General features: G+C 66.3%; 15 protein-coding genes and 3 tRNA genes. 10 read left to right on the forward strand and 8 right to left on the reverse strand.

Annotation, left to right across the window (positions count from 1 at the left end; genetic code table 11):
* Positions 1 to 70 precede the first annotated feature (70 nt).
* The 6 genes from QM470_RS05520 to polA form a co-directional block, all read right to left on the reverse strand.
* A complete protein-coding gene (locus QM470_RS05520) occupies positions 71 to 907 on the reverse strand; it encodes a ZIP family metal transporter (RefSeq protein WP_283338481.1) in 837 nt (278 codons plus the stop codon).
* Between the two features lie 298 nt (positions 908 to 1,205).
* Positions 1,206 to 2,099, reverse strand: a complete 894-nt coding sequence (locus QM470_RS05525; protein ID WP_283338482.1) for a dienelactone hydrolase family protein — start codon at positions 2,097 to 2,099, stop codon at positions 1,206 to 1,208.
* A 108-nt stretch (positions 2,100 to 2,207) separates the two neighbouring features.
* Positions 2,208 to 2,534 (reverse strand): AzlD domain-containing protein, encoded by a 327-nt coding sequence (locus QM470_RS05530; protein ID WP_272971736.1) that lies wholly within the window; start codon positions 2,532 to 2,534, stop codon positions 2,208 to 2,210.
* Entirely contained in the window at positions 2,531 to 3,262 is a 732-nt protein-coding gene (locus tag QM470_RS05535; RefSeq protein WP_283338483.1) for an AzlC family ABC transporter permease, read from the reverse strand. Before QM470_RS05535 ends, QM470_RS05530 begins: the two co-directional genes overlap by 4 nt.
* 200 nt (positions 3,263 to 3,462) lie before the next feature.
* Positions 3,463 to 4,389 carry a type 2 periplasmic-binding domain-containing protein gene (locus QM470_RS05540; RefSeq protein WP_283338484.1) on the reverse strand — a complete coding sequence of 309 codons (927 nt, stop codon included), beginning with the start codon at positions 4,387 to 4,389 and terminating at the stop codon, positions 3,463 to 3,465.
* Between the two features lie 350 nt (positions 4,390 to 4,739).
* Positions 4,740 to 7,544, reverse strand: a complete 2,805-nt coding sequence (gene polA / locus QM470_RS05545; RefSeq protein ID WP_283338485.1) for a DNA polymerase I — start codon at positions 7,542 to 7,544, stop codon at positions 4,740 to 4,742.
* Positions 7,545 to 7,579: 35 nt separating this feature from the next.
* Between polA and QM470_RS05550 the strand changes: the two genes are divergently transcribed.
* The 3 genes from QM470_RS05550 (at position 7,580) to QM470_RS05560 (ending at position 10,007) form a co-directional block, all read left to right on the forward strand.
* Positions 7,580 to 7,936 (forward strand): hypothetical protein, encoded by a 357-nt coding sequence (locus QM470_RS05550; protein ID WP_066537275.1) that lies wholly within the window; start codon positions 7,580 to 7,582, stop codon positions 7,934 to 7,936.
* Positions 7,937 to 8,043: 107 nt separating this feature from the next.
* Positions 8,044 to 9,021 carry a homoserine kinase gene (locus QM470_RS05555; protein ID WP_283338486.1) on the forward strand — a complete coding sequence of 326 codons (978 nt, stop codon included), beginning with the start codon at positions 8,044 to 8,046 and terminating at the stop codon, positions 9,019 to 9,021.
* Positions 9,022 to 9,167: 146 nt separating this feature from the next.
* The gene (locus QM470_RS05560; RefSeq protein ID WP_283338487.1) at positions 9,168 to 10,007 is read left to right on the forward strand and encodes a BPSS1780 family membrane protein; all 840 of its coding nucleotides are present in this window, start codon (positions 9,168 to 9,170) and stop codon (positions 10,005 to 10,007) included.
* 115 nt (positions 10,008 to 10,122) lie between these two features.
* Here the strand turns inward: QM470_RS05560 and QM470_RS05565 are convergent, their stop codons facing one another.
* Both QM470_RS05565 and QM470_RS05570 read right to left on the reverse strand, forming a co-directional pair.
* A complete protein-coding gene (locus tag QM470_RS05565) occupies positions 10,123 to 11,298 on the reverse strand; it encodes an FUSC family protein (protein ID WP_283338488.1) in 1,176 nt (391 codons plus the stop codon).
* Positions 11,299 to 11,472: 174 nt separating this feature from the next.
* The gene (locus tag QM470_RS05570) at positions 11,473 to 13,908 is read right to left on the reverse strand and encodes a UvrD-helicase domain-containing protein (RefSeq protein WP_283338489.1); all 2,436 of its coding nucleotides are present in this window, start codon (positions 13,906 to 13,908) and stop codon (positions 11,473 to 11,475) included.
* Positions 13,909 to 14,228: 320 nt separating this feature from the next.
* On the opposite strand from QM470_RS05570, the gene QM470_RS05575 reads away from it, so the two are divergent.
* The 7 genes from QM470_RS05575 (at position 14,229) to bcsZ (ending at position 20,507) form a co-directional block, all read left to right on the forward strand.
* Positions 14,229 to 15,206 (forward strand): GMP reductase, encoded by a 978-nt coding sequence (locus tag QM470_RS05575; RefSeq protein ID WP_066537287.1) that lies wholly within the window; start codon positions 14,229 to 14,231, stop codon positions 15,204 to 15,206.
* Between the two features lie 314 nt (positions 15,207 to 15,520).
* Positions 15,521 to 16,423 carry an NAD(P)-dependent oxidoreductase gene (locus tag QM470_RS05580; protein WP_280023931.1) on the forward strand — a complete coding sequence of 301 codons (903 nt, stop codon included), beginning with the start codon at positions 15,521 to 15,523 and terminating at the stop codon, positions 16,421 to 16,423.
* Between the two features lie 92 nt (positions 16,424 to 16,515).
* Positions 16,516 to 16,591, forward strand: a tRNA-Lys gene (locus QM470_RS05585).
* 59 nt (positions 16,592 to 16,650) lie between these two features.
* Positions 16,651 to 16,726, forward strand: a tRNA-Lys gene (locus QM470_RS05590).
* A 59-nt stretch (positions 16,727 to 16,785) separates the two neighbouring features.
* Positions 16,786 to 16,861, forward strand: a tRNA-Lys gene (locus QM470_RS05595).
* 225 nt (positions 16,862 to 17,086) lie between these two features.
* A complete protein-coding gene (gene bcsB / locus QM470_RS05600; protein WP_283338490.1) occupies positions 17,087 to 19,351 on the forward strand; it encodes a cellulose biosynthesis cyclic di-GMP-binding regulatory protein BcsB in 2,265 nt (754 codons plus the stop codon).
* Positions 19,344 to 20,507 carry a cellulose synthase complex periplasmic endoglucanase BcsZ gene (bcsZ, locus tag QM470_RS05605; protein WP_283338491.1) on the forward strand — a complete coding sequence of 388 codons (1,164 nt, stop codon included), beginning with the start codon at positions 19,344 to 19,346 and terminating at the stop codon, positions 20,505 to 20,507. Before bcsB ends, bcsZ begins: the two co-directional genes overlap by 8 nt.
* The last annotated feature ends 5 nt before the right edge of the window (positions 20,508 to 20,512 follow it).

The following is a 20,512-nucleotide window of genomic DNA, read 5'->3' on the forward strand; positions in this document are numbered from 1 at the left end:
CACCGCAAGGTGGCCAGCGTTTTTTCATGGCGAGCATCCGTGCCGATGGCGCCGTGAAATGGCAGCGTGCTCAGTGCCCGCCGTGTGCCAGATGACTGACCACCGTGACCAGCACGATGCCCACCGCCAGCCAGACCACCTGGGCCAGCGTTTCCCGGGCGGACAGCTGTTTTTGCAGCTGCGGAATCAGGTCCGACAGCGCCACATAGACAAAGCTGCTGGACGCGATGGTCAGGAAGAACGGCAGCCAGGCTTCCAGTTGCCCCACCAGAAAGTAGCCCACCAGACCGCCAAAGGCCGTCACGGCACCGGCCAGCGACACCTTGAGCACGGCGGCATTGCGGTTGCTGTTCAGGCGCATCACCACCAGATCGCCCATGTGGTGCGGCACCTCGTGGGCCAGCACCGACACCGCGGCAATCAGACCCAGCCGCATATCGGCCAGGAAGGCCGAGGCAATCAGGATGCCGTCGCCAAAGCAGTGCACGCTGTCACCGGTCAGCAGCGACCAGCCTCCGCCGCTGCGGTGGCTGTGCGTGTGGCCATGGGCCGATGGGTGGGCATGGCCATGGTGCGCGTGGTCGTGGTGGGTATGGTCCTCCGCCTGTGCCAGCGGCGCATGGTGGTGTTCATGGCCGTGGTGCCACAGTTCGGCCTTGGTCAGCAGAAAGAAGAACACCACGCCCACCAGCAGGGTCAGAAACAGGTCTTTGGCACCGGCTTCGCTTTCGAAGGCTTCGGGCAGCAGATGCATGAAGGCCGTGGCCAGCAGGGCTCCGGCAGCCAGGCTGAGCATGCCCTGCTGGGCATTGCCGCGGCCCAGGCCGGCCCTCAACAGCAGGTCGGCCACCCAGACACTGCCAATGCCGGCGGCCAGTGTGGCCAGAAGAATTGCGACCAAGGTCATAGCTTTTTGCGCTTTGTGAACGGGTTGGAGCACCCGAAATGGCGGGTATTTTTATAGGTCGGCATGCGCGCTACGGGGTGCCCGCTGGAATGCGCCGTACCGCGCACTCACAGACACCGATGGCTGTGCGACAAGGGCCAAAAGCTTACACCTACTGACTTTTTTGCGCCGGAAGCGGTGGCCGCACCACCCCCTGGTCGGGGGTTTTGCCGCAGCGGCGGCTCTTCCTGCCACCACGGCCAGGCGGCAGGGCTGCCACGGCGAGCAGCACGCTGGCACCGCCCGCCGGTGTGCTTGCTTACACCCCGTGGCTGTGCAGCCACTGCAGCAGACGCTGCCAGCCATCCCGGGCGGCGGCTTCGCGGTAGCTGGCGCGGTAGTCCGCATGGAAGGCATGCGGTGCATCCGGGAACAGCACAAATTCCGACTTCTTGGCTGCCGCACTGCCCTGTGCCAGGGCCTCCTGCATCTTGGCCACGCTGGCCACGGGAATCCCGGTGTCCTGCCCGCCGTACAGACCCAGCACCGGCGCTTTCAGCTGACCCGCCAGCGCCAGCGGGTGGGTGGGCGTCATGGCCGAAGCCTGGCCTTCCAAGCGGCCGTACCAGGCCACGCCGGCCTTGACCTTGCCGCTGGCCGCGTACAGCCAGGTGATGCGTCCGCCCCAGCAAAAGCCGGTGATGGCCGCTTTCTGCGTGTTGCCGCCGGCCTTGGCCGCCCAGGCCAGCGTGGCATCCAGATCGCCCAGCACCTGGGCATCAGGCACCTTGCTGACCAACTCGGCCTGCAGCTTGCTGATCTCGGTGTAGTCACTGGCCTTGCCCTGGCGGGCGTAGAACTCGGGCGCGATCGCCAGATAGCCGGCCTTGGCCAGGCGACGGCACACATCCTGGATATAGGCGTGCACGCCAAAGATTTCCTGCACCACCAGCACCACGGGCGGGTGCTTCTTGCCTTTGGGACGGGCCTGGTAGGCCGGCAGGTCAAAGCCCTGCGAAGGAATGGTCACCCAGCCCTCCTCCAGCCCATCGCCCGGCGTGGTGATGGCCGTCTGCGCCATGATGGGTGCAGCGGCTGCGGCGTAGCCCAAGCCCAGCACCGCCTGCAAGGCGGTACGGCGGCTGGCGCCTTGTTCGGTGGACTTGCCGGGCAGCAAGGCGCCGACATCGTTGTGTGCATCGCGAAAATCCATGGACAGGCTCCTGGTGAACAGTCGATCAAGGGGGGAACAACGGAAAGCGCAGTCTAGCGCCAGATGCAAGCGGCCACGCCGCCGCCAACCGGCGGCGACGATCCGCGGCTACGCCAGCCAGCGCACCAGGGCGGCGGCCAATGCCCCCAGTACCACCACCAGCAGAAAAGGCGCACGCAGCCACAGTGCGACCGCGGCCACCGCCAGCGCTGCCAGACGGGCATCCAGCACCAGGGCCGTGCCTGCGGCGAAGGTGTTCATCACCGTCAGCGCCGCCAGCAGCGCCACCGTCATGCAGGCCGCAACCTGGGTCATGCGGGGGTTCTGCAACCAGCGCGCAGGCACGGCGTAACCGGCCAGCTTGGTGGCAAAGGCCACGGCACAGGCCCCCAGAATCCAGCCCCACAGGCCGATATCGATCGTCCCGGCGCTCATGCGGCCTCCTGCACACATTCGGCACCCGCCGTGGCGGCACGGCTGCGCCACCAGCCCCAGATGGCGCCCACCACGGCTGCGAGCAGAATCGGCAGGCCCGGCGGCAACAGCGGTACGGCCAAGGCCGTGACCACCCCGCATAGCACGGCCAGCGCCACCGGTTCACGCTGCTGCAGCCTGGGCCACAGCAGGCCCAGGAAGGCAGCCACGGCCGCACCATCCAGCCCCCACTGGCGCGGGTCACCCAGGGCATCACCCAGCCAGGCCCCCAACAGGGTGAAGCCGCTCCACAGCAGGTACACGCCCAGGCCGGCCGTCCAGAAGCCCCGGCGCTGCTCGGCCGCATCCAGCTGGGCAACCGCCGTGGCAGCGGATTCATCAATGGTCATCTGCGCCCCCAGCCAGCGGCGCCAGCCCTGCAGGCCCAGCAGGCGGTTCATCTGCATGCCGTAGACGGCATTGCGCAGACCCAGCAGACTGGCGGCCCCCAGGGCGGCGGCCCCGGTGCCGCCACCAGCGATCACGCCAATGAATGCGAACTGCGAGCCCCCGGTGAACATCAGCGCGCTCAGCGCCATGGCCTGCCAGACATGCAGCCCGGACGCCACAGCCAGCGCACCAAAGGAAATGCCGTACAGCCCGGTGGCCACGGAAATCGACAGGCCCATGCGCACGGCAGGGGTCAAACCGCGCTGCGGCGCAGCGCAGGCAGAGGAATCAGGAGACATCGGAAAAATCGCTCATTGCGCACGCCGCGGCGGCATGCAGTGCCATGGGACCATGCAAAAGGGCGGCATGGATCACCACCCCGGCCCGCAGGTTCCCATGGTAAGCCCCTGGCCCGGCAGACCGGCAGGACCGGGCAGCCGCAAGGCCACGCAGGCGACAGGCCAGATCCGGCCTGTCTGTGCTCCGCCCCCTCAGGATCTCAGGGTATCCGGCTGTTCAGCTCCCGCAAGGGATCGGCCGAGCGCTCCAGCCAGTTCCGCAGGGATTCACTCTGCACCTGGGCGCGGCGCACAAAACTCTGGGACTCGCTCGGGCTCATGCGCACCGGCTGCTGCTGCTGCGCGGCAATCAGCGCCTGGGTATCGGGGCGCAGCAAAATGGCATACAGCGCCTTGCCCACCGCCTCTCTGCGCTCCTCCGGCATGGACTCCGAAGCAAACCAGGCCATCCAGCCCAGCGGCAGGGGCGGCAATTGCCACTGGGCAAACGTGGCGGCCGCCAGCGGTGTCGGCGCGCCCACCTGCGCCAGCACCTGCACCCCCGCATAACCGCTGCGTTCCCGCTCCTGCGGGTTGCCCAGGTACTGGGAGCTGTCGCCACAGCGGTCCAGCACCAGATCCACCTTGCCCGCAGCCAGTGCCTGGACCGTCTGGCGTGCCGTGCCATAGGTGCTGGCCTGCCAGGTCAGACCGGTCTTGCGGCTCATGGCCTGCATCCACAGCTCGGGGAAGCCGAAATTGAACGGCAGACCCAGGCGCACCGGCCTGCCCACGGTGCGCAGCCAGGCCTGCAAGGCGGCGAAGTCCGGCAGGTGGCGCGCCTCGGGCGCCATCAGGCACCAGGAACCTTGCAGTACGATCTGCAGCGGTACCCAGACACGGGCCGCCGGCAGTGCTTCCAGCCGCCCCAGCCACAGCTGCGACATCAGCACCAGGGTGCGATCGGGTGGGCCCGAACGGGCCGCCCAGACAATCGCATCCATCCCTCCGGCATTGCTGGGACGGTGCAGCGTGGCTTTTTCACCCAGGTAATGCGGCATCCAGCGCACAAAGTGCTGCGCCACCACATTGCCCACCGGGGTGTGCTCCATGGGTTGCACCAGCAACAGCGGCGACGATTCCGCCATGCCCGCCTGGCTGGCGAGCGCCGCGAAAAGCCCGGCTAGCAGCCGGTTGCGCAGGCCCCGACGACCCGGCCGGCGGGCGTGACGGAACATATACGGTGTAGAGCTTGGGTACTGCATGGCATAGAGTCCCTGCTGAATAATCTGATAGCAGATGATCCTGCAAGGGGACTCAGAGCGCCATAGCCATTGGTCCCTGTCCCACAAGCTCTACAAGCACTTGTCTTACAAGCAAGTACCCACCCTCCAAACCCGTACACCCTCCTGCGCACGCAGGCCTGCGGGGGTTTTCCACCCCCATGCGCACGCACGGGGGGGACGGACGGCGGGCGGCGCCTTTGATCGGAAAGTGCTCAGTGCGCCTTTTCCCAGTTCGGCCCAAAGCCGATCTCGGCCAGCAGCGGCACGGCCAGATCGGCCACCCCCGCCATCAGCACCGGAATTTCCGCCCGGACCCAGTCTTTCTCCGACGCGGGCAGCTCGAACACCAGTTCATCGTGCACCTGCATGATGACCTTGACCTCGGGCTTTTCGGCATCCAGCTTGGCTTGCACGGCCACCATGGCTTTTTTGATCAGGTCCGCCGCCGTGCCCTGCATGGGCGCGTTGATGGCGGCGCGCTCGGCCGCTTTCTTGCGCGGGCCGTTGCCGCCGTTGATCTCGGGCAGCACCAGGCGACGACCGAACACGGTCTCCACATAGCCCTGGGCATGGGCCAGCTCCACGGTCTGGTCCATGTAGCGCTTCACGCCGGGGTAGCGCTGGAAGTACTTGTCGATGTAGGCCGCGGCGGCCTTGGTCTCAATGCCCAGGTTCTTGGCCAGGCCAAAGCTGCTCATGCCGTAGATCAGGCCGAAATTGATGACCTTGGCATAGCGGCGCTGCTCGCTGCTGACGGCATCGACGCCGACGCCAAACACCTCGGCCGCCGTGGCCCGGTGCACGTCCAGGCCGTCCCGGAAGGCAGTGAGCAGGGCCTCATCCCCGGAGAGATGGGCCATGATGCGCAGCTCGATCTGCGAATAGTCGGCGCTGGCAATCAGTTTGCCCTCGGGCGCGACAAAGGCTTCACGCACCCGGCGGCCTTCCGGTGTGCGCACCGGAATGTTCTGCAGGTTCGGGTCATTGCTGGACAGGCGCCCGGTCACCGCCACCGCCTGGGCGTAGTGCGTGTGCACGCGGCCATCGCTGGGCAAGGCCATCTGGGCCAGCTTGTCGGTGTAGGTGCCCTTGAGCTTGGACAGGCTGCGGTGCTCCAGCAGCTTGGCGGGCAGCGGGTAGTCCTCGGCCAGCTTTTCCAGCACTTCCTCATCGGTGCTGCGCGCACCGGTGGCGGTCTTCTTCACCACCGGCATGCCCAGCTTGTCGAAGAAGATCTCGCCCAGTTGCTTGGGCGACGACAGATTGAAAGGCTGGCCCGCTATCTCGTACGCCTCTTCCTCCAGCTTGAGAATGCGCGCCCCCAGATCGTTGCTCTGGCGCGCCAGCTCGCCCGCGTCGATGCGCACGCCATTGCGCTCGATGCGGAACAGCGCCTCGCTGGTCTGCATTTCCAATTCATAGATATGCAGCAGGCCGGCATGGGCCTGGATGCGCGGCCACAGCACGCCGTGCACATCCAGCGTCTGGTCGGAATCTTCGCAGCTGTACGCCGCCGCCTTGTCCACGCTCACCTGGGCAAACGGGATCTGGTTCTTGCCCTTGCCGCACAGATCTTCGTAGCTGATGCCGGTGCGGCTCACATGGCGCAGTGCCAGGCTGGTCAGGTTGTGGGGACGGTCGGCCTCCAGCACATAGGACTGCAGCATGGTGTCGTGCGCGTAGCCGCGCACGGTGATGCCGTGGTTGGCAAACACATGCTGGTCGTATTTGACATGCTGGCCCAGCTTCTTCTTCGAGACATCTTCCAGCCAGGGCTTGAGCCGGGCCAGCACCAGGGCCATATCGAGCTGCTCGGGCACATCCATGCCTTCGTGGCGCAGCGGAATGTAGGCCGCTTCACCCACGGCCACGCTGAAGCTGATACCCACAATCTGGGCGACCATTTCATCCAGTGAATCGGTCTCGGTGTCCAGTGCCGCCAACTCGGCTGCCTGGAGCTTGGCCAGCCAGTGGTCCAGCGCGTCCTCGGTCAGGATGGTGGTATAGACCACATCGCGCTGCTGGGCTTCGACCGCGATTTCGGTGGTGGCGGCGTCATCCGCATCGAACAGACCGCCTTGCGGGGATGCGGGAGCGGACTTCTTGGCCGGTGTGGCTTCCGCCGCCACCGCACCCAGCGCGCGCACCAGGCCCTTGAAACCGTATTTTTCGTAGAAAGGCGCCAGACCGGCGTTATCGGGCTCGCCCAGGGTGATGCTGTCCAGCTGCGGCAGGCCGGCCACATGCCCAGAGAGATCGCAATCGGTCTTCATGGTCACCAGCTGCCGGCTCAGTGCCAGCTGGCCCGAGGCAATCGCATCGCGCAGGTTCTGGCCAGCCACGCCCTTGATCGCCGCCGCATTGGCGATCAGGTTGTCCAGCGAGCCATACTCTTCCAGCCACTTGGCCGCAGTCTTGGGGCCCACCTTGGTCACACCGGGCACGTTGTCCACGGTGTCGCCCACCAGGGCCTGGTAGTCGATCATCTGGGCGGGCGGCACGCCGAACTCGGCCGTCACGCCGGCAATGTCGCGCTTCTTGCCGTTCATGGTGTCGATGATGGTCACATGCTCGTTCACCAGCTGGCTCAGGTCCTTGTCGCCGCTGGAGACGATCACATTGATGCCCTGGGCGGCCGCCGTCTGCGCCAGGGTGGCAATCACGTCATCCGCCTCCACGCCGGGCACGGCCACCACCTTCCAGCCCAGCAGCTGCACCACCTCGTGGATGGGCTCGATCTGGCTGCGCAAATCGTCGGGCATGGGCGAGCGCGTGGCCTTGTACTGGTCGTACATGGCATCGCGGAAGGTGGGCCCGCTGGTGTCGAACACACAGACGGCGTAGTCGGCCTGCACATCCTTGCGCAGCGCCTGCATCATGTTGACCATGCCGCGGATGGCACCCGTGGCCGGGCTGGCCGGGTCGCCGGGAACGGCCCGCAGGTCGGGCATGGCATGGTAGGCGCGGTAGAGGTAGCTGGAACCGTCCACCAGCACCAATGTCTTGGAATTGCTCATACCCAAGATTGTGCACGCGCCACTACAATCTCCCTATGCGCGCACCTATCCTCTTTTCCATCGCCGTTCTGGCCTCCGCTGTGGCGTGGGCACAGCCTTCCAGCGAGGCTGCACCCGCTGCGGCCCCTGCGCCTGCGGGCCAGCCCCAGCAGGACAACAGCGCCGCTCCGTCGCGCCAGAACCAGCGCATCGAGCGCATTCGCGAAGAAGATGCTGGCAGCCGGGTGGACGAGTTGCGCGTGGGCGGTCAGACGCAAAGCATCAATGTGCAGCCCAAGGTCGGCAACATGCCCTCCTATGAGGTCAAGCCCGGCAATGCCGCACGCGATGGCGTGAACCAGAACGGCAACGACGGCACCAATGGCCGCCGTGTCTGGAACCTCAAGTTCTGAGCGCCCGGGCCCTGCGGCCCATTGCCTCTGCGCCGGCACCGGCCTCTTCGGAGTGCGTGTCGGCGTTGTTCGTTTTCACCCCCCTGTTTTTTTGAGCGTCCTGAGCGATGGCCGTTTTTACCGAAGTCTCCGACAAAGAGGCGCGCGACCTGCTGCGCCGTGTCCCCCTGGGCAACCTGACCGAACTGCGCGGCATTCAGGGTGGCATCGAGAACACCAACTACTTCCTGACAACCGATCAAGGAGAGTGGGTGCTTACTTTGTTTGAGCGCCTGACCTTCGAGCAACTGCCGTTCTACCTGTATCTGATGAAGCACCTGGCGCTGGCCGGCATCCCCGTGCCGGCCCCCCAGGCCGACGCCAAGAGCGGCGACATCCTGCACAAGGTCTGCGGCAAGCCTGCCGCCGTGGTGCAGAAGCTGCGTGGCAAGAGCCAGCTGCAACCCCAGGCCGTGCACTGCGCCGCCGTCGGCGACATGCTGGCACGCATGCACCTGGCCGGCCGTGACTACGCCCGCGAGCAACCCAATCTGCGCAGCCTGCCCTGGTGGAACGAGACCGTGCCCGTGGTGCTGCCCTATCTGGAACAGGATGCCGCCGACCTGCTGCGCAGCGAACTGGCATTCCAGAACCATGTGGCCGCCAGCCCCAGCCACGCCGCCCTGCCGCGCGGTCCCATCCACGCCGACCTGTTCCGCGACAACGTGATGTTCGACGGCGAGGAACTGACCGGCTTTTTCGACTTCTACTTTGCCGGCGTGGACACCTGGCTGTTCGACCTGGCCGTGTGCCTGAACGACTGGTGCATCGACCACGCCAGCGGCGCCCATGACGCGGCCCGGGCCCAGGCCATGCTGGACGCCTACCAGGCCGTGCGCCCGCTCGAAGCGGCCGAACGCGAGCTGCTCAACCCCATGCTGCGCGCCGGTGCGCTGCGCTTCTGGGTCTCGCGCCTGTGGGACTTCTATCTGCCGCGCGAAGCCGCGCTGCTGCAGCCCCACGACCCCACCCACTTCGAACGCGTGCTGCGCCAGCGCGTGGCCCATCCGCTGACCGCCATCGAGCGCCCGACCGCCCTGGCCTGACACCGCCGCCCGCCATCCGGCCCGTCCCGCCGGGGGCTTTGGGCGGCTGGGGTACAGTCCTGTGCTCAGGTCCCCTCCCGCGCGCCGCAGGTCGCCGCTGTATCGGCCTCCTGCCCGCGCCCGTCCGGCCCTTTCACTTTCCGGTCATGAAACTCAATATCGTTCCCGCCCGCACCGGTGCCCAATGGGTCCGCCAGGGCATACAGACTTTCTGGCGCCACCCGATGGCGCTGTCGGCCCTGTTCTTCCTGTGCATGGCCGCCATGTCGCTGATCTCCCTGTTCCCGCTGGTTGGGCCGGCGCTGGCGCTGGCGCTGCTGCCCACGGCGTCGCTGGTGATGATGGTAGGCGCCGCCGAGACCCTGCAGGGCCGCATGCCCACGCCGGCGCTGCTGCTGGTCGCCTTCCGCACCGGTCGCCAGCGCATGCACGCCATGGCGCTGCTGGGGGCCTTCTATGCCGTGGGCTTTCTGCTGGTGATGGGCGTGTCCGCCCTGATCGACGGCGGCCAGTTCGCCCAGGTGTACCTGGGCACCACCCCCATGACGCCCGAGCTGGCCCAGGAGGCCGATTTCCAGGCCGCCATGTGGTTCTCCCTGCTGCTGTACCTGCCGCTGTCGCTGCTGTTCTGGCATGCGCCCGGTCTGGTGCACTGGCACAACATCCCTCCGGCCAAGGCGCTGTTCTTCAGCTTCATCGCCTGCTGGCGCAATCTGACCGCATTTGCCGTGTTCTTTCTATCGTGGATGGGCGTGTTCATTGCCACCGGCCTGGTGCTGGCGCTGGTGACCGCCCTGCTGTCGGCCCTGGTGGGCGATATCGCGGCCGGACTGATGATCGGCGCGGCCATGATGCTGGCCGCCATGTTCTTCAGCTCGGTGGTGTTCACCTTCCGCGACTGCTTCTCGGCACCGGACGGCCACGATGAGCAGGAAGAGGACGGCGGCGTCACCTACACCCCGCACGACACCGGCCCCACGCCGTGATGCCGCGCCACTGCCCCAGGCAGTGGCCTGCCCTGCAAAGGACAAAGGGACGCCGCGGCGTCCCTTTTTGCATGCAGCATGCCTGGGCCACACAGCACAGGTTTCGGCACCGGTTTCAGTGCCGTGCGCCCGATTCCCGTGCCCGCAGCTGCGCCAGCTGGCGGCGGTCGTCCAGGGTGGAAAAGAGCACCGCAAACCCGATGCCCAGCGCCGCCCCCAGGATGGTGTCCATCACCCGCTCCACCGGCATGCCGGCCACCGCGGCGGCGGGTGCCGCCAGGTGGGTCATCAGCAGCGCCGACGGCGTGACCGCGATCTGGCCCAGCGCGTAGTTGAAGCCGATGACGACCTCGGTGACAAACTGGAACAGCACGATGCAGGCCAGCACCGTGCCAAAGCCGGGGTTCTGCGCCAGGATCAGCCACGCCACCACCGCCCCCACCACCGTGCCCGCCATGCGCTGCAGCGCCCGGTTCATGGTGATATGCAGGTGGGCGCCCTGCATCACCGCCACGGCGCCGATGGCCGCCCAGGCCGGATGCGGCATGCCCGCCAGATAGGCCGCCCAGGCCGACAGCCCGGCGGCCACGGTAATGCGCAGCGCCACCAGCAGCTCCAGCCGCAGCGGAGGGGCCACCAGCAGCTCCAGCCGCAGCGGAGGGGCCACCGGCGGCGACAGCGCCAGGTGGGGCAGTGCATCCTTGCGCAGCCAGTCGGTGGCCCGGCAGGTCGCACATGCCACGGCACCGCCCGCCAGGGCGGCCAGGGTGCGGGCGGCCACGGTCAGTCCATCGGGCGCCGGCACCAGCGCCGCACCGGTGGCAAAGACAATGATCACAGCCCCCGGCCCGCCCAGCACCCAGTGGCTGACGACCAGGGTGGCAGCCCCGGCCACCAGCGCCATCACCCCCAGCATCGTGGCCGGCCCGGCCCCGGCCAGCGTGGCCAGCGAGGGGATCAGCACGCCCAGCGCCATCAGCCCGGCGCAGAGGGTGACGATGCGCATGCGCAGCCGCAGCGGTGCAAAACGGCCAAACAACGCCGACAGGGCCCCCAGCGCGGCAAAGCCCACCAGATGCGGCCAGGGGGAGACATGCACCAGCAGCACCGCCAGCAGCACGGACAGGGCCGCCTGCATGCCCGCCACGGTGGCAATGCGCAGCGAAGGCTGGCTGGTCAGCGCCACGCTGTCGCGCCACTGCGCGCGCTCCAGCAACTGCAGCGCGGTGTCGCTGCGCGGCACCTGCGGTGCGGCGGAAGGGGGAGGTGTGGGGTCCGGTGGGGTGTGCATGCAAAACCTCTCTGCGGCCAAACCAGGAGGTTCATCACACCCGATACCCGGCGGGTGTGGCTGTCAGACAGTGGCGCAAGCGCGGCCCGGTGAGGCCCACTGGGCCAGACCCCACAGATGGCGGCCCACAGCCGCCCTCCCGGGCGGCCTCGGCAACTCAGCGGCGCAGGCCCCTCACTCCACAATGGTCAGCTTGGCAATCGCCAGCGCCAGCCACTTGGTGCCATGGCGCGGGAAATTGATCTGGGCGCGGGCATCGTCGCCCGTGCCTTCCACGGCCAGCACCTTGCCTTCGCCGAACTTGGCGTGGAACACGGTGATGCCCTTGGTGATGCCATGGCCCGGCACCGCTTTCTGCGGCGGCACGACGGGATTGGCAAACACCTCGGACGACCGGGCGCCCGACGCAGCACGGAACCCATTGCCATAGGCAGAACCGCCGCCGAACTTGGGCGTGAACGTGCCAAAGCCCGGCTGCTTGGCGGTCAGCCATTTGAGGTTGGCTTCGGGCAGCTCATCCAGAAAGCGGCTGGGCAGGTTGAAGCGCGTCTGCCCGTGCAGCATGCGGCTTTGCGAATGGCTGAGGTACAGGCGCTTGCGGGCGCGGGTGATGGCCACATACATCAGGCGGCGCTCTTCCTCCAGCCCGCCCTTGTCGCTAGCCGCGTTCTCGTGCGGGAACAGGCCTTCTTCCAGCCCGCCGATGAAGACCACATCGAATTCCAGCCCCTTGCTGGCGTGCACCGTCATCAGTTGCACGGCCTCCTGGCCGGCCTGGGCCTGGTTGTCCCCGGCTTCCAGTGCCGCGTGTACCAGAAAGGCGGCCAGCGGCGACAGGGTTTCGCCGGTTTCGGCATCGGTGCCGCCCAGCGGTACGTCCAGCATGGGCAGCGCAGGGTTCAGGCCCTGGCTGGCCGGGCTTTGCGTCAGCGCGGTGTCGGTGCGGCTGTGCTCGTCGATGGGCAGGGCGATCGCATCCTTGCCGAAACCTTCCTGGGTCACAAAGCTCTCGGCCGCGTTCACCAGTTCCTTCAAGTTCTCGATGCGGTCCTGGCCTTCCTTCTCGTTCAGGTAGAAGTCGATCAGGCCGCTGGCTTCCAGCATGCGCTCGATGGTCTGGCGCAGGCTCTTGCCCTGGGTTTCTTCGCGCAGCACGTCAATCTTGGCCACAAAGCCTTGCAGCTTGGTGCCGGCCGCACCGCCCACGGCCGTGACCGCGTCGCTGAGCGAACAGCCCGCCGCGCGCGCCGTTTCCTGCAGCGTTTCGACCGAACGCGCGCCAATGCCGCGGGCCGGGAAGTTCACCACCCGCATGAAGCTGGTGTCATCGTGCGGGTTCTCCAGCAGGCGCAGATAGGCCAGTGCGTGCTTGATTTCGGCACGCTCGAAGAAGCGCAGGCCGCCGTACACCCGGTAGGGCACGCCGGCATTGAACAGCTTGGACTCGATCACCCGGCTTTGCGCATTGCTGCGGTAGAGCACGGCAATCTCCTGGCGCGGCACGCCGTCCTGCCGCACCAGATTGCGGATTTCCTCCACCATCCAGCTGGCTTCATCCAGGTCGGTGGGGGCCTCATACACCCGCACCGGTTCGCCCGCGCCCTGGTTGGTGCGCAGGTTCTTGCCCAGGCGCTGGCTGTTGTGGCTGATCAGCGCGTTGGCGCAGTCCAGGATGTTGCTGAACGAGCGGTAGTTCTGCTCCAGCTTGATCTGGTGCTGCACGTCGAACTCGCGCACAAAGTCGGTCATATTGCCCACGCGCGCACCACGGAAGGCGTAGATGCTCTGGTCGTCATCGCCCACGGCCAGCACGCTGGAGCTCGATTGCAGGCGACCGCCCACCATCTCGCCGGCCAGCTGCTTGAGCCAGGCGTACTGCAGCTTGTTGGTGTCCTGGAACTCGTCCACCAGGATGAAGCGAAAACGCCGCTGGTAGTGCTGGCGCAGCGCCGCGTCGTCGCGCAGCAGCTCGAAGCTGCGCAGCATCAGCTCGCCGAAATCGACCACGCCTTCACGCTGGCACTGGTCCTCGTACAGCTGGTAGAGCTCCACTTTCTTCTTGGTGTCGGGGTCGGACGCCACCACATCCTTGGGGCGCATGCCTTCTTCCTTGCAGCCGGCAATGAACCAGCCCAGCTGCTTGGGCGGAAAGCGCTCCTCGTCCACCTGGTACTGCTTGCACAGGCGCTTGATGGCCGAGAGCTGGTCCTGCGTGTCCAGAATCTGGAAGGTCGCGGGCAGGCCGGCCGCCACATGGTGGGCGCGCAGGAGGCGGTTGCACAGGCCGTGGAAGGTGCCGATCCACATGCCGCGCACGTTGTAGGGCAGCATGGCCGACAGGCGGGCCACCATTTCCTTGGCTGCCTTGTTGGTGAAGGTGACCGCCAGAATGCCGCCGGGCGTGACCTGGCCGCTTTGCAGCAGCCAGGCAATGCGCGTGGTCAGCACCCGCGTCTTGCCGGAGCCGGCGCCCGCCAGGATCAGCGCATGGCCGGCCGGCAGCGTGACGGCAGCGAGCTGCTCGTCATTGAGGTTGGCCAGCAAGGAGGATGGGCGGTGAGCGGGTGCGGAAGATTCTTCGGCACCGTCGAGCAGATCGAGCGGAAACATGCCGCCATTGTAGAAAGCGCGCCCTGCCCTGCGCCGCTGCCCGGGGATGCGGGGCCCCGCACAGGGGACGGCATGGCCCGCAGACCGGTATATGGTTTTGCATATACCCACCATTGCAGTGCGGCCGGCTGCCGCGCCGGAGCAGGCCGTATAGAATCAATCACCGGGCCCAAGTTACTTGTGGTCCGGTTTTTTGTGCCTGTGCAACTGCAGGTCTGGTGCCCCCGTGCGGGATGCACCCGCAAAGCCGGTCTCCAAGCCAAGCGCCCCATCGCAATGCGAAATCGTTCGCTGCGACCTCTTTAGGAGCTTGGAATCTCATGGAAATCTTCGACTACGACAACATCCTGCTGCTGCCGCGCAAGTGCCGCGTGGAAAGCCGCTCCGAATGCGACGCCAGCGTGGAGCTGGGTGGCCGCACCTTCCGCCTGCCGGTGGTGCCCGCCAACATGAAAACGGTGTTGGACGAGAAGATCTGCAAGTTTTTGGCGCAGCACGGCTACTTCTACGTGATGCACCGCTTTGACATCGACAACGTGGCCTTCACCAAGGCCATGCAGTCGCAGGGCCTGTACGCCTCGATCTCGCTGGGCGTCAAGCAGGCCGACTACGACGTGGTCGACCGCTTCGTGGCCGATGACATCTGCCCCGAGTACATCACCATCGACATCGCCCACGGCCATGCCGACAGCGTGAAGAACATGATCCAGTACCTGAAGGCCAAGATCCCTGCGGCCTTTGTGATTGCCGGCAACGTGGCCACGCCCGAAGCCGTGATCGACCTGGAAGCCTGGGGCGCCGACGCCACCAAGGTGGGCGTGGGTCCGGGCAAGGTGTGCATCACCAAGCTCAAGACCGGCTTTGGCACGGGCGGCTGGCAGCTGTCGGCGCTGAAGTGGTGTGCCCGCGTGGCCACCAAGCCCATCATTGCCGACGGCGGCATCCGCAGCCATGGCGACATCGCCAAGAGCATCCGCTTTGGCGCCACCATGGTGATGATCGGCTCGCTGTTTGCCGGCCACGAAGAATCGCCCGGCAAGACCGTGGAAGTGGACGGCGAGCTGTTCAAGGAATACTACGGCTCGGCCAGCGACTTCAACAAGGGCGAGTACAAGCACGTGGAAGGCAAGCGCATTCTGGAGCCCATCAAGGGCCCGCTGCGCAGCACGCTGATCGAGATGGAACAGGACGTGCAGTCCTCCATCAGCTATGCCGGCGGCACCAAGCTGATGGACATCCGCAAGGTCAACTACGTGATCCTGGGCGGCGACAACGCCGGCGAACACCTGCTGATGTAATGATGTAAGCCCCGCCATCCTGCCTGCGCCCCCCCGGGCGCAGGCAGGCGCAGCCGGCCCGGCGCCGGCTGCAAATTTTTACAATTGAGCCACCGAAGCTGCCTGCGCCCGAAAGCGTTGGAATTCACGCCACAAACAGCGTGTGTTCTTACTCTGACGAGCGCAGGCAGCTTCTTTTTTGATAGCTTAAAAAGCAAAGCTGTTTTGCAGCCAGCAGCATACGGGTGCAAGCCATCTGCAAGCTCCGGGCCGCTACACATCGGCATGATCCGCATACACCACACACAACAGCGGACAGCTCGGGAGACACAGCCTTGACCACCCCCATTCCCCCACCTTTGCGCATCGCCGTACTGGGCACCGGCTTGATGGGCGCGCCCATGGCCCGCCGCCTGTGTGAGGCCGGCCACCAGGTGCAGGTCTGGAACCGTACCCGTGCCAAGGCCGAAGCACTGCAGGCCTTTGGCGCCACGGTACACGACACCCCCCGCGCCGCAGCGGCGCACAGCGACATCGTGATCAGCCTGCTGGAAAACGGCACGGTGGTGGGCGAGGTGCTGTTCGGCATGGGCGGCGAAGGCGCCGTGCACGGCATGCACGAGGGCTGCCTGTTCATCGACATGGCCTCCATCCAGCCACGCGAGGCCCGTGACCATGCCTCGCGCCTGGCCGAGCGCGGTCTGCGCCACCTGGATGCCCCGGTCTCCGGCGGCACCGTGGGTGCCGACAACGGCACCCTGGCCATCATGGCCGGCGGCAGGGCCGAAGACTTTGCGGCCGCCCTGCCCGTGTTCGCCGCCCTGGGCCGCGCCACCCATGTCGGCCCGCACGGCACCGGCCAGCTCACCAAGCTGGCCAACCAGATGATTGTGGGCATCACCATCGGCGCGGTGGCCGAGGCCCTGCTGCTGTGCGCCAAGGGCGGTGCCGACATGGCCAAGGTGCGCGAAGCCATCTCCGGCGGATTCGCCGACAGCCGCATCCTGCAGTTGCACGGCCAGCGCATGGTGGAACGCGACTTTGCCCCGCACGGCAAGATGAGCGTGCAGCTCAAGGACCTGCGCAACGCCCTGGCCACGGCGGGCGAGATCGGCTTCGATGCCCCGATCACCGAACTCTTTGCCAAGCTCTACGCCGACGGCGTGGAGCACGGCCTGGGCGGACTGGACCACAGCGGCCTGTTCGTGGAGCTGGCCAGCCGCAACGCGCTGCAGTGAAGTTTTTGCGTTTTTTTGCACCGCCTGGCTGCGCACTCAAAAAAAGTGGAGCATAATAGAGGGCTCAGGTTGCAACGCAATCCGAGAAAAGTGGGCTCTTAGCTCAGCTGGTAGAGCAGCGGACTCTTAATCCGTTGGTCGAGTGTTCGAATCACTCAGGGCCCACCACTTTTTTCAGTCGGTCTGAAATTGTTTTTCAGATCGGCGACTTTCGGTTCATCCCGAAAGGGCTCTTAGCTCAGCTGGTAGAGCAGCGGACTCTTAATCCGTTGGTCGAGTGTTCGAATCACTCAGGGCCCACCAATTTTTCAAGTCATTCTGAAATTGTTTTTCGGATTGGCGACTTTCGGTTCACACCGAAAGGGCTCTTAGCTCAGCTGGTAGAGCAGCGGACTCTTAATCCGTTGGTCGAGTGTTCGAATCACTCAGGGCCCACCATCTCCAAAGCCTGCCTTGGCTCCCAAGGCAGGCTTTTTTCGTTCTCCTATTACTGCTTTTGCACAGATGGAAACAATCCCCCACGTCACATGATGTAAATACTGGTGCTTTTTTCAGCATGCGGGCTAAGCTCGAACGCGTCCCATCTCGCCCTTTTTCGGAATGACGATGTTGCGTTGCAAGAAAAAAAACCTGCCTTGGACTTCCCCGTTTTCCCAGCGCCACATGCTGACGCTTGCCCTGCTGGCAGCCGGCATGCTGCCCTCACAGCCTACGCTGTGGGCCCAGGAGCGCCCCACCGTGGTCAGCAGCCCCGGCACCACGCTGGCCGAGCTGCCCGGCCGCCAGATTGACCTGAGCTTTGCCCGCATGGGGGCCACCGGCGGCATCAACCTGCGCGGCACCGAGGGACAAACCACGCTGGACTTCAGCCTGCGGGGCGACGAAGTGGTGGAAAGCGCCGACCTGCGCCTGGACTACACCTTCTCTCCCGCGCTGTTGGCCGACCTGTCCCACCTCAAGGTCTACCTCAACGACGAGCTGGTCCAGACCCTGGTCCTGCCCAAGGAAAACCTGGGCAAGCCACAGCACATCCGCATCCCCATCGATCCGCGCTTTTTTGCGGACTACAACAAGCTGCGCCTGCAGTTCATCGGCCACTACACAATGGAATGCGAGCTGCCCTCGCACTCCAGCCTGTGGGCCAATCTCAGTGACGAAAGCCGCCTGACGCTGCAGCTGCGCCAGCTGCAGCTGCCCAACGATCTGGCCCACCTGCCCCTGCCCTTCTTTGACCAACGCGACAACCGCAAGCTGCAGACCCAGTTTGTCTATGCCGCCGGCGCAGATGCCACCACCCTCAAGGCGGCAGGCATTGTCGCGGCCTGGCTGGGCAAGCAGGCCGGCTACCGGGGCACCTCGTTCACGGCGCAGATCGACCAGTTGCCGGCAGGCCACGGCATTGTGTTCGCCACCAATGCCCAGCGCCCGCCGGCATTGCGCCATCTGCCGGCGGTCGACGTGCCCACGCTGCAGCTGGTGGACCACCCCGGCGTGCCTTCGGCCAAGCTGCTGCTGGTGCTGGGCAAGGACAGCGCCCAGCTGGAAACCGCCGCGCAGGCGCTGGCCGTCGGCCGTGCGGCCTTCAGCGGCGATACCGTGACGGTCAAGACGCTGGAGCTGCCCGCCCTGCGCAAGCCCTACGATGCCCCGAACTGGATCGCCACCGACCGGCCGGTGCGCATTGCCGAGCTGGCCCGCGATCCCGGGCAGCTGCAGCTGCGCGGCTATGCGCTCAACGATGCGGTGAATCTGAGCCTGCAGCTGCCGCCCGATCTGTTCACCTGGAATGGCAGCACCATCCCGGTGGACCTGCGCTACCGCTACACCCCCAACCAGGTCTCGCAACACGGCATGGTGAGCGTGCTGTTCAACGAACAGTTTGTGCACTCCTGGCCGCTGGAGCGGGCTACCAGCAAGACTTCCCCTTCGGCCATCCTCAGCCAGGTGAGCGGATGGTCCGGCGATGCCCTGGTGCAGCGCCACTTCCAGCTGCCTGCCGAACTGCTGCGCAACCAGAACAGCTTCCACGTCGGTGTGCAAATCCCCGCACCGGACATGGGCCGCTGCACCTCCATCACCCAGCAGGAAATGCGTGCGGCCATCGACCCCGACTCCACGCTCAACGTCTCGAAGCTGCACCACTACATCGCCATGCCTGACTTGCAGGCTTTTGCGCGCGGGGGCTTCCCGTTCAGCAAGTTCGCCGACCTGCAGGAAACGGCGGTGCTGATCCCGGACCAGCCTACGCCGGAAGCCATTTCCACCTACCTGACGGCCATTGGCCAGCTGTCGGCCGCCACCGGCTACCCTGGCACCCGCTTCACGCTGCTGCCTTACAGCCAGGCCGACAAGGCCGGGGACCGCGATCTGCTGCTGGTCGCCGATGGCGCCGCCAACCCCTTGCTCGACCACTGGCACAAGGCCCTGCCCGCCTTGGTGGAAGCCGGCGCGCAGTCGCTGCGCCCAACCGAGCGCGTGCTGGACACCATTGCCGACCTGATGCGCCTGGACACCAACACCTGGCGCCCCCAGCACGGCGGAGAGGCCACGCTGCAGGGTTCCGGTCCGCTGGCAGCCGTTGCGGGATTTGAATCTCCGTTGCAAAGCGGCCGCAGCGTGGTGGCCTTGATGGCCAACCAGCCCCAGGCCCTGGAGCTGGTGCGCGACGGCCTGAGCGCAGTGGACACGCTGCAGCGCATGCGCGGCGACCTGACCCTGCTGCGCGGCAGCGCAGCGGAAAGCTTCCGGGTACAGGACGTGTACTACGTGGGCCAACTGCCGTGGTGGACCGCGCTGTGGTACCGGCTGCACGCGCATCCGGTGCTGCTGGCCGTGCTGGGCATCGTGACCGGCCTGCTGTTCACCTTCATGGTCTACGCCAGCCTGCGCCTGCTGGCCCGCCGCCGGCTGGAACAAGCGGATGCATAAGCCCTCCCACTGCCTGTTGCACCGCCGGCACTGGCTGCAATGGGTGGGAGCCAGTGCCGCACTGTCCGCCGTGCCCGGGAGCCAGGCCGCCAGTTCCACAGCGGTGGAGGCCAGCTGGCCCCGCTTTGCGCAGCAGTTCATGCAGGCCGATGGACGGGTGGTCTCGGACGACGGCAAGCTGTCGCGCACCTATTCCGAAGGCCAGAGCTATGCGCTGTTCTTTGCCCTGGTGGCCAACGACCGCCGCCGCTTCGACACCCTGCTGCACTGGACCCGCGACAACCTCAGCCAGGGCGATCTGGGCCAGCATCTGCCGGCCTGGCTGTGGGGCCGGCAGGACGACGGTTCCTGGGGCGTGATCGACAGCAATTCCGCATCCGATGCCGACCTGTGGATTGCCTACACCCTGCTGCAGGCCGGGCGCCTGTGGCGCTACCGGCCCTATACCGCCCAGGGCCGCACGCTGGCAGCGCTGATCTGGCAAAAGGAAGTGGCCCAGCTGCCCGGACTGGGCCCCAGCCTGCTGCCGGGCGTGCAAGGGTTTGTGCAGCAGCCGGGCCAACGCTGGCGGCTCAACCCCAGCTACCTGCCGCTGCAGGTCCTGCAGGCGCTGGCCCTGGAGATGCAGGAACCAGGCTGGCAGCAACTGGCCGATGCCTCGCTGGACCTGCTGGTGCGCAGCGCCCCGGCCGGCATCTCGCCGGACTGGACGCTGTACGACAGCCAGCAGGGCTTTCTGACCGACGAGACCGATTCGGAGGCCCAAGGCCGTGGCGGCTACAACGCCATCCGCACCTACCTGTGGGCCGGCATGCTGCATCCGCAGGCACCGGGGCGCGCACAGTTGCTGCGGACCCTGGCACCGATGGCGGCCATCGTCGAGCGTGACCAGGCTCCACCCGAATACATCCACCCGCGTACGCTGGAAATCAGCGGCCCCGGCCCTTCCGGCTTCAGTGCCGCCATGCTGCCCTTTCTGCAGGCCCAGGGCGCCAGCCGCGCGCTCGATGCCCAACGCCAGCGGCTGCAGGTACAACCGCTGCGCCCCACGGCCTATTACGAACAATGCCTGGCACTGTTCGGCCAGGGCTGGATGCGCAAGGACTATGCATTCACCCCCCAGGGACAGCTGCAACTGCCTTGGTACAAGGCTTAGGGGCG

Origin of the sequence: Comamonas sp. 17RB, from assembly GCF_030056555.1 — a bacterium.
Taxonomy (GTDB): domain Bacteria; phylum Pseudomonadota; class Gammaproteobacteria; order Burkholderiales; family Burkholderiaceae_C; genus Comamonas; species Comamonas terrigena.

Bases quoted from the DNA above. Each gene is read 5' to 3' on its own strand.
- QM470_RS05565 (WP_283338488.1), bottom strand. From the start codon at position 11,298: ATGCACACCCCACCGGACCCCACACCTCCCCCTTCCGCCGCACCGCAG.
- QM470_RS05570 (WP_283338489.1), bottom strand. From the start codon at position 13,908: ATGTTTCCGCTCGATCTGCTCGACGGTGCCGAAGAATCTTCCGCACCC.
- QM470_RS05530 (WP_272971736.1), bottom strand. From the start codon at position 2,534: ATGAGCGCCGGGACGATCGATATCGGCCTGTGGGGCTGGATTCTGGGG.
- QM470_RS05535 (WP_283338483.1), bottom strand. From the start codon at position 3,262: ATGTCTCCTGATTCCTCTGCCTGCGCTGCGCCGCAGCGCGGTTTGACC.
- QM470_RS05550 (WP_066537275.1), top strand. From the start codon at position 7,580: ATGCGCGCACCTATCCTCTTTTCCATCGCCGTTCTGGCCTCCGCTGTG.
- QM470_RS05555 (WP_283338486.1), top strand. From the start codon at position 8,044: ATGGCCGTTTTTACCGAAGTCTCCGACAAAGAGGCGCGCGACCTGCTG.
- QM470_RS05520 (WP_283338481.1), bottom strand. From the start codon at position 907: ATGACCTTGGTCGCAATTCTTCTGGCCACACTGGCCGCCGGCATTGGC.
- QM470_RS05575 (WP_066537287.1), top strand. From the start codon at position 14,229: ATGGAAATCTTCGACTACGACAACATCCTGCTGCTGCCGCGCAAGTGC.
- polA (WP_283338485.1), bottom strand. From the start codon at position 7,544: ATGAGCAATTCCAAGACATTGGTGCTGGTGGACGGTTCCAGCTACCTC.
- QM470_RS05540 (WP_283338484.1), bottom strand. From the start codon at position 4,389: ATGGCGGAATCGTCGCCGCTGTTGCTGGTGCAACCCATGGAGCACACC.
- QM470_RS05560 (WP_283338487.1), top strand. From the start codon at position 9,168: ATGAAACTCAATATCGTTCCCGCCCGCACCGGTGCCCAATGGGTCCGC.
- bcsZ (WP_283338491.1), top strand. From the start codon at position 19,344: ATGCATAAGCCCTCCCACTGCCTGTTGCACCGCCGGCACTGGCTGCAA.
- QM470_RS05525 (WP_283338482.1), bottom strand. From the start codon at position 2,099: ATGGATTTTCGCGATGCACACAACGATGTCGGCGCCTTGCTGCCCGGC.
- bcsB (WP_283338490.1), top strand. From the start codon at position 17,087: ATGCTGACGCTTGCCCTGCTGGCAGCCGGCATGCTGCCCTCACAGCCT.